Genomic DNA, 14,242 nt, shown 5'->3' with positions numbered 1-14,242 from the left:
TCTGGTTGGTCTCTTACGACTTAGATCACGGCGTGAGTTAACTGGCGTCCCGGGAGGCCGTCAAGACTTCACGTCAGAACCGGTACACGGGCAATTTGCGGCCGGATCAGGGCAGTTGTTCTTTCACGCCCTGAACGCGAGACCCCTTGACGTGGGCCCGAAGCCGTCATTTACTCACGGCTCGCACGCCCCCTCCCCCACACCCAGAAGGGCGACGCGTCATGAGGAGATCCACTCGGGCGGTCCGTTTTCTTCTCGCCGGACTGCTCACCACCGCCGGACTGACCACCGTCACGGCGGCGCCCGCGCACGCCGCGGGCGAACCCGTCACGGCCTGGCTGACCACGACGGACGACGACGGCGGACGCCATGTCGTCCGCGGGCTGCAGGCCCAGACGCCGTTCGCCTTCCAGGCCGGTACCGGTGGCAGCGGCGAGAACATCACCGTCGACGAGAACACCCGCTACCAGACCTTCACGGGCGGCGGCGCGTCCTTCACCGACACCGCGGCCTGGCTGATGAACAGCAGCGGGGCGCTGTCGGGAGCCACCCGGGACGCGACGATGCGGAAGCTGTTCTCGCCGACGGAGGGCATCGGGCTCTCGTTCCTGCGCAATCCGATGGGCGCGTCCGATCTCGCCCGGTACGGGTACACGTACGACGACGTGCCGGCCGGGCAGAGCGATCCGTCCCTCTCGTCGTTCTCGATCGCGCACGATCTGGCCGACGTGGTGCCGCTGACCAAGCAGGCGCTCCAGCTGAACCCCTCGCTCACCGTGATGGCCTCCCCGTGGACGGCGCCCGCCTGGATGAAGGACAGCGGGCAGCTCAACGGGGGCTGGCTGAAGGCGGAGGACTACGGGGCGTACGCCTCGTACTTCGTCAAGTACCTCCAGGCGTACCGGGACCAGGGGGTGCCGGTCTCCTACGTCACCGCGCAGAACGAGCCGACGTGCTGCTCGGGGTACCCGTCGATGAGCTGGAACGCGTCGGGGCTCGCGTACTTCACCAAGAGTGAGCTGCTGCCGAAGCTGCAGGCCGCGGGGCTGTCCACGAAGGTGCTGGCGCACGACTGGAACTGGGACGTGTACGACTCGTACGCCGCCCAGACCGTCGATGACGCGGCCGTGCGCGCGCATCCGAACTTCGGGGGGATCGCCTGGCACGGGTACGGCGGGGACGTGGGCAAACAGACGAGCGTGCACAACCAGTACCCGGGGGTGGACGCCTTCGGGACCGAGCACTCCGGTGGCACCTGGATCGCCAACCAGCAGCGCGAGGACATGCTCAACATCGTCGACTACACGCGGAACTGGGCGAAGTCGGTGACGAAGTGGTCGCTGGCCGTCGATCAGAACCGGGGGCCGCACAACGGGGGGTGCGGGACGTGTTCCGGGCTGATCACCGTCCACAACGGGGACGGGGCGAGTGGGCAGGTCGACTACACGATCGAGTACTACACGATGGGGCAGTTGACGAAGTTCGTGCGGCCGGGGGCGCAGCGGGTGGCCTCTACGGCGAGTACGTCCGTGCCGAACGTGGCGTGGCGCAATCCTGACGGTTCCAAGGCGCTGATCGCCTACAACGACTCCTCGTCCGCGAAGACCGTGACCATCAACTGGGGCTCGCAGCACGCGACGTACTCGCTGCCGGGGAAGACGTCCGCGACGTTCACCTGGGCTGGGGAGCAGGTCGGTGGGGGTGGACAGACGGGGGCGTTCGTGGGGCTCGCGGGCAAGTGTCTTGATGTGGCCGGGGGGTCGTCGGCGAACGGTACGGCAGTTCAGCTGTACGACTGCAATGGCTCGGACGCGCAGCGGTGGACGGTGGCGGGGGACGGGTCGGTCCAGGCGCTGGGCAAGTGCCTCGACGTCACGTCGGCGTCCACGGCTGATGGGGCGAAGGTTCAGCTCTACGACTGCAATGGGACTGGGGCGCAGCGGTGGTCGTACAACAGTTCGACGGGTGACGTGGTCAATGCGGCGGCGGGCAAGTGTCTGGATGTGACGGGCAACTCGGCGGTGAATGGGGCTCGGGCGCAGATCTGGTCCTGTACGGGGGCGGCCAATCAGAAGTGGGCGCTGCGCTGACAGGGCTCGCCCGTTTTCTTCGCCCCCGCCGCCCCTACCCGTCCCATCCCCAGGGGCTCCGCCCCTTCGACCCCGCCAGGGGCGCTGCGCCCCCTGGACCCCCGCATCGGCCTGAACGGCCTCGTCCTCAAACGCCGGACGGGCTGAGTGATACGGGCCGGGGTGAGTGGGGCATCGGCCCCGACCTCGTCCTCAAACGTCGGACGGGCTGAAAGATGCGGGGTGGGGTGGGGGCTTGGGTTCGAGCGTCAGGCGCGGGCTGGTTTTTTGGGGGCGCGGGGAACTGCGCGGTCAGCCCCCGCCGGCCGCCGGACAAACGGATCGGCCGGGCGGGGGAGGCGGGGCGCAGCCCCCGCCCGGGGGCCTGGGGGCGGAGCCCCCGGGGTCGGACCCGGGTCAGGCCCCGGGCCGGATCCCGGATCGGACCCATGGGCCGGATCCGGGGCCGGATCCCGGGCCGGACCCATGGGCCGGATCCGGGGCCGGATCCCGGGCCGGACCCGGGTCAGGCCCTGGGTCCGACCCAGGGTCCGACCCAGGGCCTGACCCCCAGGGTCGGACCCCCAGGGTCGGACCCCCAGGGTCGGACCCCCAGGGTCGGACCCCCAGGTGGGGTCAGCTACTCCGCCGGTTCTACGCCCGCGCGCAGCAGCCCGTACGTGTACGCGTCCTCCAGTGCCTGCCAGGACGCCGCGATCACGTTCTCCGCGACGCCCACCGTGGACCACTCCCCCGCGCCGTCGGACGTGGAGATGAGGACGCGGGTGGTGGACTGGGTGCCGTGCTTGCCTTCGAGGATGCGGACCTTGTAGTCGACGAGCTCCAGCTTGGCGAGCTGGGGGTAGATCTTTTCGAGGGCAACACGGAGGGCGCGGTCGAGGGCGTTCACCGGACCGTTGCCCTCCGCCGTGGCGACGATGCGCTCGCCCTTGGCGAAGAGTTTGACGGTGGCTTCGTTGGCGTGGGTGCCGTCGGGGCGGTCCTCGACGATCGCGCGCCAGGACTCGACCTGGAAGTACGTGCGGGCCCGTCCCTCCGCCTCCTCGCGGAGCAGGAGTTCGAAGGAGGCGTCCGCCGCCTCGTACGTGTAGCCCTTGAGCTCGCGTTCCTTGACGCGTTCCACGACGCGGCCCACCAGCTCGCGGTCGCCGCCGAGGTCGATGCCGAGTTCCTTGCCCTTGAGCTCGATCGACGCGCGGCCCGCCATGTCGGAGACCAGCATCCGCATGGTGTTGCCGACCTGCTCGGGGTCGATGTGCTGGTAGAGGTCCGGGTCGACCTTGATCGCGGAAGCGTGCAGGCCCGCCTTGTGGGCGAAGGCCGAGACGCCGACGTACGGCTGGTGCGTGGAGGGGGTGAGGTTGACGACCTCGGCGATCGCGTGCGAGATGCGGGTCATCTCGCGCAGGGCGCCGTCGGGGAGGACCTTCTTGCCGTACTTCAGTTCCAGGGCGGCCACGACCGGGAACAGGTTCGAGTTGCCGACCCGTTCGCCGTAGCCGTTCGCGGTGCACTGGACGTGGGTCGCGCCCGCGTCGACGGCGGCCAGGGTGTTGGCGACCGCGCAACCCGTGTCGTCCTGGGCGTGCATGCCGAGCCGGGCGCCGGTGTCGGCGAGGACCGTGGCGACGACCGCCTGGACCTGGGCGGGGAGCATGCCGCCGTTGGTGTCGCAGAGGATGACGACGTCGGCGCCCGCCTCCCAGGCCGCGCGGACGACCGCCTTCGCGTACTCGGGGTTCGCGCGGTAGCCGTCGAAGAAGTGCTCGCAGTCGACGAAGACCCGGCGGCCTTGCGAGCACAGGTGGGAGACCGTGTCGCGGACCATCTCCAGGTTTTCGTCGAGGGTGGTGCGCAGCGCGAGTTCGACGTGGCGGTCGTGGGACTTGGCGACCAGGGTGATCACCTGGGCGCCGGAGTCGAGAAGGGCCTTGACCTGCGGGTCCTCGCTCGCCTTGCCGCCCGCGCGGCGGGTGGCGCCGAACGCGACCAGCTGGGCGTGCTTGAAGTCGATCTCCTGCTGGGCGCGGGCGAAGAACTCGGTGTCGCGCGGGTTGGCGCCGGGCCAGCCGCCCTCGATGAAGCCCACCCCGAAGTCGTCCAGGTGCCGTGCGATGGCCAGCTTGTCCGCCACGGTGAGGTTGATGCCCTCACGCTGCGCGCCGTCGCGCAGGGTCGTGTCGAAGACGTGGAACGAATCGTCGAGCTCGCTGGTTTCGGTCATGGTGTTCGGCTCCTGATGTCGGATCTCGGTCTGTACCGGAATGACCGGCTCCACCGTCCTCCAATGATCCCTCGCGCTCCCTTCCCGGCTTGAGGTGGGCCAGGAAAACGAAAAACCTCTCGCGGGTGCGAGAGGTCTGCGCGCGGGTCGAGGACGACGATGTCCGCCCGTACGTGGTGGTACGTGGCGGTCACTGCGGACCGGCGCGCCTGCTGCCAATAATCATGGCGAACGAGAGCACGGGGGCAGTCTGGCACATACCGCCCCCATGCTCACGGGTTGTCTCAGGATGCGAGCCGCGCCTTGGGCTCCGAGGAGGGTTCCTGGCCGGGGCCGACCCGGTTGAGATCCAGGTCGCGGGTCTCCCGCATGGTGACGTAGACCACCAGCGACACCGCCGCACACCCCGCCACGTACCAGTAGAAGCCGGACTCGATGCCCGCGTCCTTGAACCACAGGGCGACGTATTCGGCCGTACCGCCGAAGAGGGCGTTGGCGATGGCGTAGGGGAGGGCGACACCCAGCGCGCGGACGCCGGTCGGGAACAGCTCGGCCTTCACACAGGCGTTGATGGAGGTGTAGCCGGTGACCACCACCAGGGCCGGCAGGGCCAGGCCGAGGGCGGGCCAGAAGCTGCCCGCGTGCCCCAGCATCGTCATGATCGGGACCGTCAGGAACGTCGAGCCCACCGCGAAGGTGATGAGCAGCGGCCGGCGGCCGACACGGTCGGAGAGGCGGCCCGCGAGCGGCTGGAGACAGGCGAAGACGATCAGCGCGGTGAAGGAGACGAGGGTCGCGGTCTCCTTGGACAGGCCCGCCGAGTTGGAGAGGTACTTCGTCAGGTAGGTGGTGTACGTGTAGTAGGCGACCGTGCCGCCCATCGTGAGCGCGATGACCAGGAAGGCCTCCCTCCGGTGCCGCCACAGCGCGCGCATCGTGCCGCGCTCCTCGCCGGACGCGGCCTCCTCGTACACCTCGGTCTCCAGCATCGTGCGCCGCAGATAGAAGACGACGGCGGCGCCGAGCGCGCCCACGATGAAGGGGATGCGCCAGCCCCAGCTGTGCAGCGCGTCGTCGGACAGGGTGCGCTGGAGGATGATCTGCAGGCCGAGGCCGAGGATCTGGCCCGCGGTCATCGACACGTACTGGAAGCTGGAGGCGAAGCCGCGCCGCTCGGGGGCGGAGGCCTCGGTGAGGTAGGTGGCGCTGGCCGCGTACTCGCCGCCCACCGAGAGTCCTTGCAGCAGGCGGGCGACGAGCAGGACGACCGCGCCGCCGTAGCCCGCCACCGAGTATGTCGGCGCGAAGGCGATGAGGAGCGCCGACAGCGACATCAGGGTGACGGTCAGCGTCAGTGCGGTCTTGCGGCCTCTGCGGTCGGCGATCCGGCCGAGCAGCCAGCCGCCGACCGGGCGCATGAAGAAGCCGACCGCGAAGATGCCCGCGGTGTTCATGAGCTGGGCGGTGGGGTTGTCGTCGGGGAAGAAGGCTCCGGCGAAGTAGGTGGCGAAGCTCGCGTACACGAACCAGTCGAACCACTCCACCATGTTGCCCGCCGAGCCGACCCAGATCCTCTTCCAGTGCTCTCGTCCCGTGAGTGACATGAGCCGTAACGTGCCCGCTGATCACTGCCGCGACAAGGGCGCCTCACGTTTTGTTCATTGCGTTCATTGCGTTCGGCCCCGCGTCGGACGCCGCGTCGGACGGTACGGCCGTGCCGGTGAGCGTGAGCGGGCCGAGTGACGGTCAGCTCAGGGATTCGTCCAGAAACTCCCTCACATGGCGCAGGATCCGCTCTCTGTCCGTGCCGCGCAGTCCGATCGCCACATGGATGGAGAAGCCGTCGAGCAGGGCCCGCAGCCGGGCGGCGCAGCGGTCCGGGTCGACCGGCCGGAACTCACCGCGCGAGACACCCTCGGCGAGCAGCGCGACCAGGTCGCGGTGCCAGGCACCCTCGATGGCGACCTGCCGCTCACGGGCGGCGTCGTCGGCGTTCTGCGAGCGGTTCCAGACCTCCAGCCAGAGCGTCCAGTGCGGGTCGCGGTGGCCGTCGGGGACGTACAGGTCGACGTACGCGTCGAGCCGCTCACGGGCGGTGCCCCGGGCGGCGAGCAACCGGCCGCGCTCGGCGCCGAGCCGCCCCTCGCTCCACTCCAGGGTCTGCAGCAGCAGCTCGTCCTTGGAGTGGAAGTAGTAGAGGAGATGACCGCTGCTCATGCCGACCTCGCGGCCGAGCGCCGCCATGGTGAGCTTCTCCAGACCGCGCTCGGCGATCATGTCCATGGCGGCTGCCAGCACGTCCTCGCGCGGAGGCGCGTTCTTCCTCCGCGGCGTGCTGTCCCCTGCCACGTGCGACTCCTGGTTCAGATCCTCGGCTGCTGCTGGGTGATGCAGTGGATGCCACCGCCTCCGGCAAAGATCGTACGTGCGTCCACCAGTGTCACCGTCCGCTCGGGGAAGAGCCGTCGGAAGATGCCGGCCGCGAGCTCGTCGCGCGGGTCGTCGAAGCCGCACAGGACCACGCCGCCGTTGCAGAGGTAGTGGTTGATGTAGGAGTAGTCGGCCCAGTGGCCGTCGGCCTCCAGGATCGTCGGGGCCTGGACCTCGACGACCTCCAGGCGGCGCCCGCGCGCGTCGGTCGCGGCCTGGAGCCGGCCGATGACCTCCTTGGTCACCTCGTGGTCGGGGTGCGCCGGGTCCGGCTGGGAGTGCGCGACCACGACTCCGGGGCGGGCGAAGGCGGCCACGATGTCGACATGGCCGAGCGTGCCGAAGCCGTACGGGGGGTAGTCGCCGGTCAGCCCGCGCGGCAGCCAGATCGCCTTGCGGGTGCCGAGGTGGGCGTGGATCTCCGCCTCCACCTGCTCGCGCGTCCAGTCGGGGTTGCGCTCGGGGCCGAGCTGCACGGTCTCGGTCAGGAGCACGGTGCCCTCGCCGTCGACGTGGATCGCACCGCCCTCGTTGACCAGCTTCGAGGCGTACGTCTTCGCCCCCGCGAGGTCCGAGACATACGCGCCGATCTTGGCGTCGTGCTCCCAGCGGGCCCAGTCCTGGGCGCCCCAGCCGTTGAACGTCCAGTCCACGGCGGCCAGTTCGCCCCTCCCGTTGGTGAGGAAGGTGGGGCCGATGTCACGCATCCAGGCGTCGTCGAGTTCACGTTCGACGGTGTCGACGTCCGGGCCGAGCAGCGCCCGGGCCGCCTGCGACTGGCCCGGCCCGCACACGACCGTCACCGGTTCGAACCGGCGGATCGCGCGCGCCACCGTCGCCCAGGCCGCGCGCGCCTCGGCGAGGTCGTCGGGGTTGTCGAAGGTGGGGTTGGGGCCCGGCCACGCCATCCAGGTGCGCTCGTGCGGGGTCCACTCGGCGGGCATCCGGAAACCGTCGGCGGCAGGGGTCATGACGTGCACCTTCATCAGAGGAAGTAGAGGCGGTTGAGGGAGACCGAGTCGGCGGGCTCGGAGCGCAGCGGGTCGCCGTCGAGGGTGACCAGGCCGGTGCGCTGGTCGACGTCGACGGATCCGGTACGGGAGTTGAGGCGCAGGTCGGCGGGGCCGATCCCGCGGGTGCCGCGCACGGCGACCCGGCGCCGGCGCGTCGGCATGAGGTCGTTGCCCTGGTCGAGCGCGGCCTGGGCGACGAAGGCGACCGAGATCTCGGCGGGCGTCGCGCCGTGCGCCCCGAACTGCGGCCCCAGGACGAGGGGTTCGCAGGTGTCGGTGGCGGCGTTCGGGTCGCCGACGACGCCGTACGCCGGGAAGCCGGACTTGAGGACGAGCTGCGGCTTGGCGCCGAAGAACTCCGGGCGCCACAGGACGATGTCGGCGAGCTTGCCGACCTCGATCGAGCCGACCTCGTGGGCGAGTCCGTGCGCGATGGCCGGGTTGATGGTGAGCTTGGCCATGTAGCGCAGGACGCGCTCGTTGTCGTGGTCCACGTCCGCCGGGGCGCCGCGCTCGGCCTTCATCTTTCCGGCCATCGCGAAGGTACGGCGTACGGTCTCGCCCGCGCGTCCCATGCCCTGCGCGTCCGAGGAGGTGATCCCGATCGCGCCCAGGTCGTGCAGCACGTCCTCGGCGCCCATGGTCCCGGCGCGGATCCGGTCGCGGGCCATGGCCGCGTCGCCGGGCAGGTCGGTCTTCAGGTCGTGGACGGAGACGATCATGCCGTAGTGCTCGGCGACCGCGTCCCGGCCGAAGGGCAGGGTGGGGTTGGTGGAGGATCCGATGACGTTCGGGACCCCCGCCATCTTCAGGACGTTCGGCACGTGACCGCCGCCGCAGCCCTCGATGTGGAAGGCGTGGATGGTCCGGCCTTCGAGGACGCGCAGGGTGTCCTCGACCGACAGGCATTCGTTCAGCCCGTCGCTGTGCAGGGCGACCTGGACGTCGTGCTCCTCGGCGACGCGCAGCGCGGTGTCGAGGGCGCGGGTGTGGGCGCCCATGTCCTCGTGCACCTTGAAGCCGCTCGCACCGCCCTCGGCCAGGGCCTCGACGAGGGGGGCGGCGTCGGAGGACGAACCCCGGCCCAGGAAGCCGATGTTGACCGGCCAGGCGTCGAAGGCGCTGAAGGCGTGGCGCAGCGCCCAGGGCGAGTTGACGCCGACGCCCCACACCGGCCCGAACTCCTGGCCGATGATGGTGGTGACGCCGGAGGCGAGCGAGGCCTCCATGATGCGCGGCGACAGCAGGTGCACGTGGGTGTCGACGGCTCCGGCGGTCGCGATCAGTCCCTCGCCCGAGACGATCGACGTCCCCGTACCGACGACCACGTCGACCCCGTCGAGGGTGTCGGGGTTCCCGGCCCGTCCGATCGAGCAGATCCGCCCCTCGCGGATGCCGATGGAGACCTTGCGGATCCCCTGGGCCGCGTCGATCACCACCACGTTGCTGATGACGACGTCGCAGGTCTCGCGGACGGCGGCGGCCTTGAGGTGCAGTCCGTCGCGGGCGGTCTTGCCGAAACCGGCGAGGAACTCGTCGCCGTAGCGCTGGGCGTCGGACTCGACGCGGATGGTCAGCCCGGAGTCACCGAGGCGGACGCGGTCGCCGGCGCGGGGGCCGTGGGTGGCTGCGTACTCGTAGGGATTCATCGCGGCTCAGCTCCCTGGACTTCCCCGGTCTCCCCGGTCTCCCCGCCGTCCCCGCCGTCCCCGCCGTCTCCGGCACCCTCGGCATCCCCGGCGTCCCCCGCTCCGAGGTATCCGCAGGCGGCGGCCCTGCGCAGGGCCTCTTCCCTGGCCCCGGGCGCGTCCAGCGGCCCGTCGACCAGTCCCGCGAAGCCGATGGCGATCCGCTCACCGCCGATGGGCAGCAGCCCGACCTCGATGCTCTCCCCCGGTCCGAAGCGCACGGAGGACCCGGCGGGGACCGCGAGCCGCATCCCGTAGGCCGCCGCCCGCGGGAAGTCGAGCCGCGGGTTGGTCTCGAAGAAGTGGAAGTGCGAGGTGACGGAGACGGGCACGGTCGCGGTGTTGGTGACCGTCAGCCGGACGACCGCGGCGGGCTCGGCGTGCGCCGGCCCGGGCAGCAGCGCGCCCGGCGCCCGCTCCCCCAGTCCGCCCCCGAGGGGGTCGCTGACGACCGCGAGCCGGGACCCGTCGTCGAAGACGGCCTCGACATGCACCTCGGTGACGACGTCGGCGACGCCCGGCAGGACGTCGTCCGGGCCGAGCACCGCCCGGGCCGCCGCGATCGCCTCGGCGAGCCGGCGCCCGTCCCGGGCCGCCTCGCACACGGTGTCCGCGATGAGGGCGGTCGCCTCGGGAACGTTCAGCCTGAGGCCCCGGGCCCGGCGGGCACGGGCCAGCTCGGCGGCCCCGAAGAGCAGCAGCCGGTCACGTTCCGTGGGGGTCAGTCTCATGTCCGGGCACCTCCTTGCCTTCCTCGATTTAGAGCACCACTCTAAACGCGAGATTCGTGGAACGGAAACATTGACATCCAGAATCTGGTCACAGACATTGAACGTCGCTCTAACTCTCAGGCGGCCGTCGAAGGAGACCAGCCATGCCGATCGAACAGCGCGGAGTCGACACCATCCCCGACGCGGAACGGACCAGCGGGCCGGGGGACCTCGTCTCGATCCTGCTGGGGTCGAACCTCTGCCTCGGCGTGATCATCTTCGGCTGGCTGCCACCCTCTTTCGGGCTCGACTGGTGGTCGTCGGTGAGCGCGATCGTGGCGGGCACGGTGATCGGCACGGCGCTCACCGCGCCGCTCGCGCTGGTGTCGCTGCGCACGGCGACGAACCTCTCCACCTCCTCCGGCGCCCAGTTCGGCGTGCGCGGACGGCTGGTCGGCTCGGTCGTCGGGCTGCTCCTCGCCCTCGGCTACACCGCGCTGACCGTCTGGATCGGCGGCGATGTGATGGTGAGCGTGCTCGGCCGCCTGTTCGGGCTGCCGGCGAACGGACTGTCGTACGCCGTCGTGTACGCCGTGCTCGCCGCCGCCACCGTCGCGGGCGCGGTGTACGGCTACCGCGTGCTGCTCGCGATGTCCCGGGTCCTCGCGGTCGGCATGACCGCGCTCCTCGCGCTCGGTGTGCTCGCCTACGCGCCGCACTTCACCACCGCCGCGCTCCCGGAGACCGGCGGCTATCTGCTGGGCTCGTTCTGGCCGACCTGGCTGCTGGCGGCGGTCGCGGCGGGCCTGTCCGGACCGATCGCGTTCATCACGCTGCTCGGCGACTACACGCGCTACATCTCCCCGTCCCGGCACTCCTCCCGTACGGTCCTGCACGCCACCTGGCTGGGCCTGATCGCCGGGCTGCTGGTCCCGCAGCTCTTCGGCACCTTCACGGCGTACGCGGCCCGCGCGGCCCTCGACTACGCGGGGCCGCTGGTCTCCGCCTCCCCCACCTGGTACCTGGTCCCGCTGCTGCTCGCCGCCTCCGCGGGGTCGGTCGGCAACGCGGGCCTGATGCTGTACTCCATGGGCCTGGATCTGGACGCGATCCTGCCGAAGGCCTCGCGCGCCCGGGCCACACTCACGGTCGCCGTCGTCGCCACCGTCTGTGTCTTCGTCGGCCACTACGCCTGGAACGCGCAGTCCGCGATGACGTCCTTCGTCCTTCTCCTGACCGCCATCGGCACCCCGTGGGCGGTCATCACCCTCATCGGCTTCGCCTGCTGCCGCGGAATCTACGACCCGGACGCCCTCCAGGTCTTCAACCGCCGCTCCCGGGGCGGCATCTACTGGTACCGCGCCGGCTGGAACGTCCAGGCGACGGTGGCCTGGGCACTGGGCGCCTTCGCCGGCCTCCTCGCCGTCTCCCTCCCGTCGTACCAGGGTCCGCTGCTGTCCCTCACCGGTGGAGTGGACTGCAGCTTCGTCCTGTCGGGCCTGGTCGGCGGCCTCGTCTACGTCGCCCTCTCACCGAAGCGGGCGTCACACCGGGTCGAGGCCGGGCAGGAACTGGCTCGCGCCGAAAGCGGGCTTTAGGTCGCTGAACCAGGTGGCGTTCTCGTCGTACGCGGCGAAGAACGGGCGGCCCACCAGCTCCGGGTCGCGGGCCTGGATGAGGTGGAGCACGAAGACCTTCTCACCGGCCACCTCCGTGATCCCGTCCACGCACACCTTGCCCGGCATCGCCGACATGACCGGGCCGCGCACGGTCCGCGCGAGGCCGGACACCTGGGCGTAGGCGTCGCGGAAGATCTGGTGACCGCGGGCGAGCGGCACCCCGAAGTAGCCCTGCGGGCCGGTGTCCCGCTCCACGAACTGGTAGTACGGCACCGCCCCCAGCGCGGTCGTCTCGTTCCACAGCCCGGCCCACGCCTCGGCACTGTCGTTGATGCCCCTGACCAGCGGCCCCTGACAGCGGATCACGGCACCCGTGGCACGCACCCGGCGCATCGCCTCCCGCACCACCGGGGGCCGCAGCTCCTGGGGATGGGTGAAGTGGGCCATCAGCGCGAGGTGGCGGCCGCTCGCGACGACCTTCTCGAACAGGCGCAGCACGTCGTCGGCGTCGCGGTCGGTGAGGAAACGGTACGGCCAGAAGGCGAGCGATTTGGTGCCGATGCGGATCGACTGGACCGACTCGATCTCCAGGAGCGGTTCGACGTAGCGGCGCAGCACCTCGGTGCTCATCACCATCGGGTCGCCGCCCGTGATGAGCGCGCTGGTGACCTCCGGGTGGGCGCGCAGATAGGCGGATGTGGTGGCGATGTCGTCGGTGGCGATGCGCAGGTCGGACTCGCCGACGAACTGGGGCCAGCGGAAGCAGTACGTGCAGTAGGCGTGGCAGGTCTGGCCCTGGCGCGGGAAGATCAGCACCGTCTCCGGGTACTTGTGCTGGAGGCCGGTGAGGCGCCGCCCCTCGTGCACGGGGACGTTGGCGTCGAGCTGGCCGGAGGGATGCGGGTTGAGCTTCATCCGGATCTCGTGGGCCGCGCGCAGGACGTCGGCCTTCGGGGCCTCCCCCGCCAGCAGCTCCGCCATCTGCTTGAGGTCGGGCTCGGGCAGCATCTCGGCCTGCGGGAACGTCAGCCGGAAGATCGGGTCGTCGGGCACGGCCGACCAGTCGATCAACTCGTCGACCACGTAGGTGTTCGTACGGAACGGCAGGACGGCGGCCACCGCCCGCAGGGCGAGTCGCTCGGCGGGCGGCAGCGACACGCGCCGCAGCAGGCCGTCCAGGTCACGGGGCGTGAAGGCGCGAAAGCGGGGGCTCGGGTGCGAAGACCGGGAGCTGGTGTCCGGAGATCGGAGACTCAGGTGCGCGGAGCCGGGTCTCGCGGGCTGAGCGGGGTGGAGCGCTGAACTCATGTGTGCCGGGGCCTCTATTCCCTGACCAGGACCGACGGCCGCAACTCGACGAAGGCGGCCGCCGACGCATCGTACTTCTCCGCGAAGCGCTGCATGAGCAGCCCGTGCAGCTCGCTCTCGTCGTCCACGACGATCAGCTCGTGCGCGCCGGAGGCGGTCAAGGCATCGCTGTAGGCGGAGAGTTGGTCGAGGCGGTGGCGGGCCATGTACGACACGAGGTCGTGGCCGGCGACGTACAGGCAGTCGTCCACGTAGACGAAGCGACAGCTGAACGCCCGGCGGCCGTCGGTCGCGTCGACCAGGGTCAGCGGCAGATGGGTGAATCGCTCCATCGGCTTGCTCTGCTGCCACAGTTCGTCGAAGCGTTGTTCGACGAACGTGCCGAGCGGGGAGTGGACGGCGACCTCCAGCTGGACTCCCTCGCCGGACAGACGCCCGACGGTCAGGAACGAGACCAGGGAGCGCTCGTCCCAGCGGTAGAGGGTCACGCCGGGGGAGGTGGAGCAGAGGCGTACTTCGAGGAGCTGACGGGAGTTCTCGTCGAGCCGGAGTGCGAACCGGTCCAGCGTGCGCAGGTTGCGCATGATGTCGCGGCGGATGTCGGCGCTCTGCTCGCCCAGTTCACGGCCGCGCAGGATGACCGCGAGGGAGTCGGGGTCGAGGAGGAGGATCTGCACGCGGGCGCCGTGCCCGGTGGCCGCCTTGATGCCGCGGAAGAGGCGCTCGGAGAACTGCGGGCCGAACACGTTGGAGAAGGTGTCGAGGACCTTCACGTTCGAGGTCGAGCCGTAGACCTGGGCGCTGAACCACTCGTAGTCCAGCCGGGTGTGTTCGCGGACCCTGCCCTCCTGGGCGCGGCTGATCAGCGGGCCGATCACGAAGACGGTGACGACGACGCCGACGATGTCGGTGCCGAGGTTCAGGGTGAGGTTCTCCTCGTAGTTGTCCATCCGCGAGCTGCTCCAGAGGAGGAAGGCTGCGACGGCGGCGAGCAGGACGAGGACGGTGAGGCTCTGGGGGCGGCGTGGGGTGCGTAAGGTGCGCAGCAGCCAGCGCAGTCGTGGTATCGGCGACCCTGCGCTCACCTGCGCTCCCTCCGTGGCCGTGCGGGCACACGGGAGGGCGGCACGCTCCCCCCGTGGAATCTGTGGATACCCGTG

10 protein-coding genes are annotated in these 14,242 nt (G+C 70.5%); 2 read left to right on the top strand and 8 right to left on the bottom strand.

What is annotated here, in order from left to right; all coding sequences use genetic code 11:
* Positions 1-221 precede the first annotated feature (221 nt).
* Positions 222-2,090: a ricin-type beta-trefoil lectin domain protein gene (locus KVT44_RS23620; protein ID WP_217568400.1), complete on the top strand. Its 1,869-nt coding sequence runs from the start codon at positions 222-224 to the stop codon at positions 2,088-2,090.
* 619 nt (positions 2,091-2,709) lie between these two features.
* Here the strand turns inward: KVT44_RS23620 and cimA are convergent.
* The 6 genes from cimA to ureA form a co-directional block, all read right to left on the bottom strand.
* On the bottom strand, positions 2,710-4,314 hold the full coding sequence (cimA, locus tag KVT44_RS23615; RefSeq protein ID WP_075031650.1) for a citramalate synthase: 1,605 nt from the start codon (positions 4,312-4,314) through the stop codon (positions 2,710-2,712).
* Between the two features lie 284 nt (positions 4,315-4,598).
* A complete protein-coding gene (locus KVT44_RS23610; protein WP_217568399.1) occupies positions 4,599-5,918 on the bottom strand; it encodes an MFS transporter in 1,320 nt (439 codons plus the stop codon).
* Positions 5,919-6,060: 142 nt separating this feature from the next.
* On the bottom strand, positions 6,061-6,597 hold the full coding sequence (locus KVT44_RS23605) for a TetR/AcrR family transcriptional regulator (RefSeq protein WP_079065152.1): 537 nt from the start codon (positions 6,595-6,597) through the stop codon (positions 6,061-6,063).
* A gap of 80 nt (positions 6,598-6,677) precedes the next feature.
* Positions 6,678-7,715 carry an agmatine/peptidylarginine deiminase gene (locus KVT44_RS23600; RefSeq protein WP_180292856.1) on the bottom strand — a complete coding sequence of 346 codons (1,038 nt, stop codon included), beginning with the start codon at positions 7,713-7,715 and terminating at the stop codon, positions 6,678-6,680.
* A gap of 14 nt (positions 7,716-7,729) precedes the next feature.
* Positions 7,730-9,406 carry an urease subunit alpha gene (locus KVT44_RS23595; protein WP_143609300.1) on the bottom strand — a complete coding sequence of 559 codons (1,677 nt, stop codon included), beginning with the start codon at positions 9,404-9,406 and terminating at the stop codon, positions 7,730-7,732.
* Positions 9,403-10,176 (bottom strand): urease subunit gamma, encoded by a 774-nt coding sequence (gene ureA / locus KVT44_RS23590; RefSeq protein ID WP_254649765.1) that lies wholly within the window; start codon positions 10,174-10,176, stop codon positions 9,403-9,405. Before ureA ends, KVT44_RS23595 begins: the two co-directional genes overlap by 4 nt.
* A gap of 143 nt (positions 10,177-10,319) precedes the next feature.
* Between ureA and KVT44_RS23585 the strand changes: the two genes are divergently transcribed.
* Positions 10,320-11,753 (top strand): cytosine permease, encoded by a 1,434-nt coding sequence (locus KVT44_RS23585; RefSeq protein ID WP_217568398.1) that lies wholly within the window; start codon positions 10,320-10,322, stop codon positions 11,751-11,753.
* Here the strand turns inward: KVT44_RS23585 and KVT44_RS23580 are convergent.
* Together KVT44_RS23580 and KVT44_RS23575 are read right to left on the bottom strand one after the other, a co-directional pair.
* The gene (locus tag KVT44_RS23580) at positions 11,700-12,932 is read right to left on the bottom strand and encodes a lysine 2,3-aminomutase (protein WP_308314079.1); all 1,233 of its coding nucleotides are present in this window, start codon (positions 12,930-12,932) and stop codon (positions 11,700-11,702) included. The two genes, KVT44_RS23585 and KVT44_RS23580, sit on opposite strands and share 54 nt — an antisense overlap.
* A gap of 164 nt (positions 12,933-13,096) precedes the next feature.
* The gene (locus KVT44_RS23575) at positions 13,097-14,167 is read right to left on the bottom strand and encodes a hypothetical protein (RefSeq protein ID WP_217568397.1); all 1,071 of its coding nucleotides are present in this window, start codon (positions 14,165-14,167) and stop codon (positions 13,097-13,099) included.
* Positions 14,168-14,242 lie beyond the last annotated feature (75 nt).

This window comes from Streptomyces sp. GbtcB7, from assembly GCF_019091445.1.
GTDB lineage: Bacteria > Actinomycetota > Actinomycetes > Streptomycetales > Streptomycetaceae > Streptomyces > Streptomyces mirabilis.
This window is presented reverse-complemented; position numbering and strand designations above follow the sequence as displayed.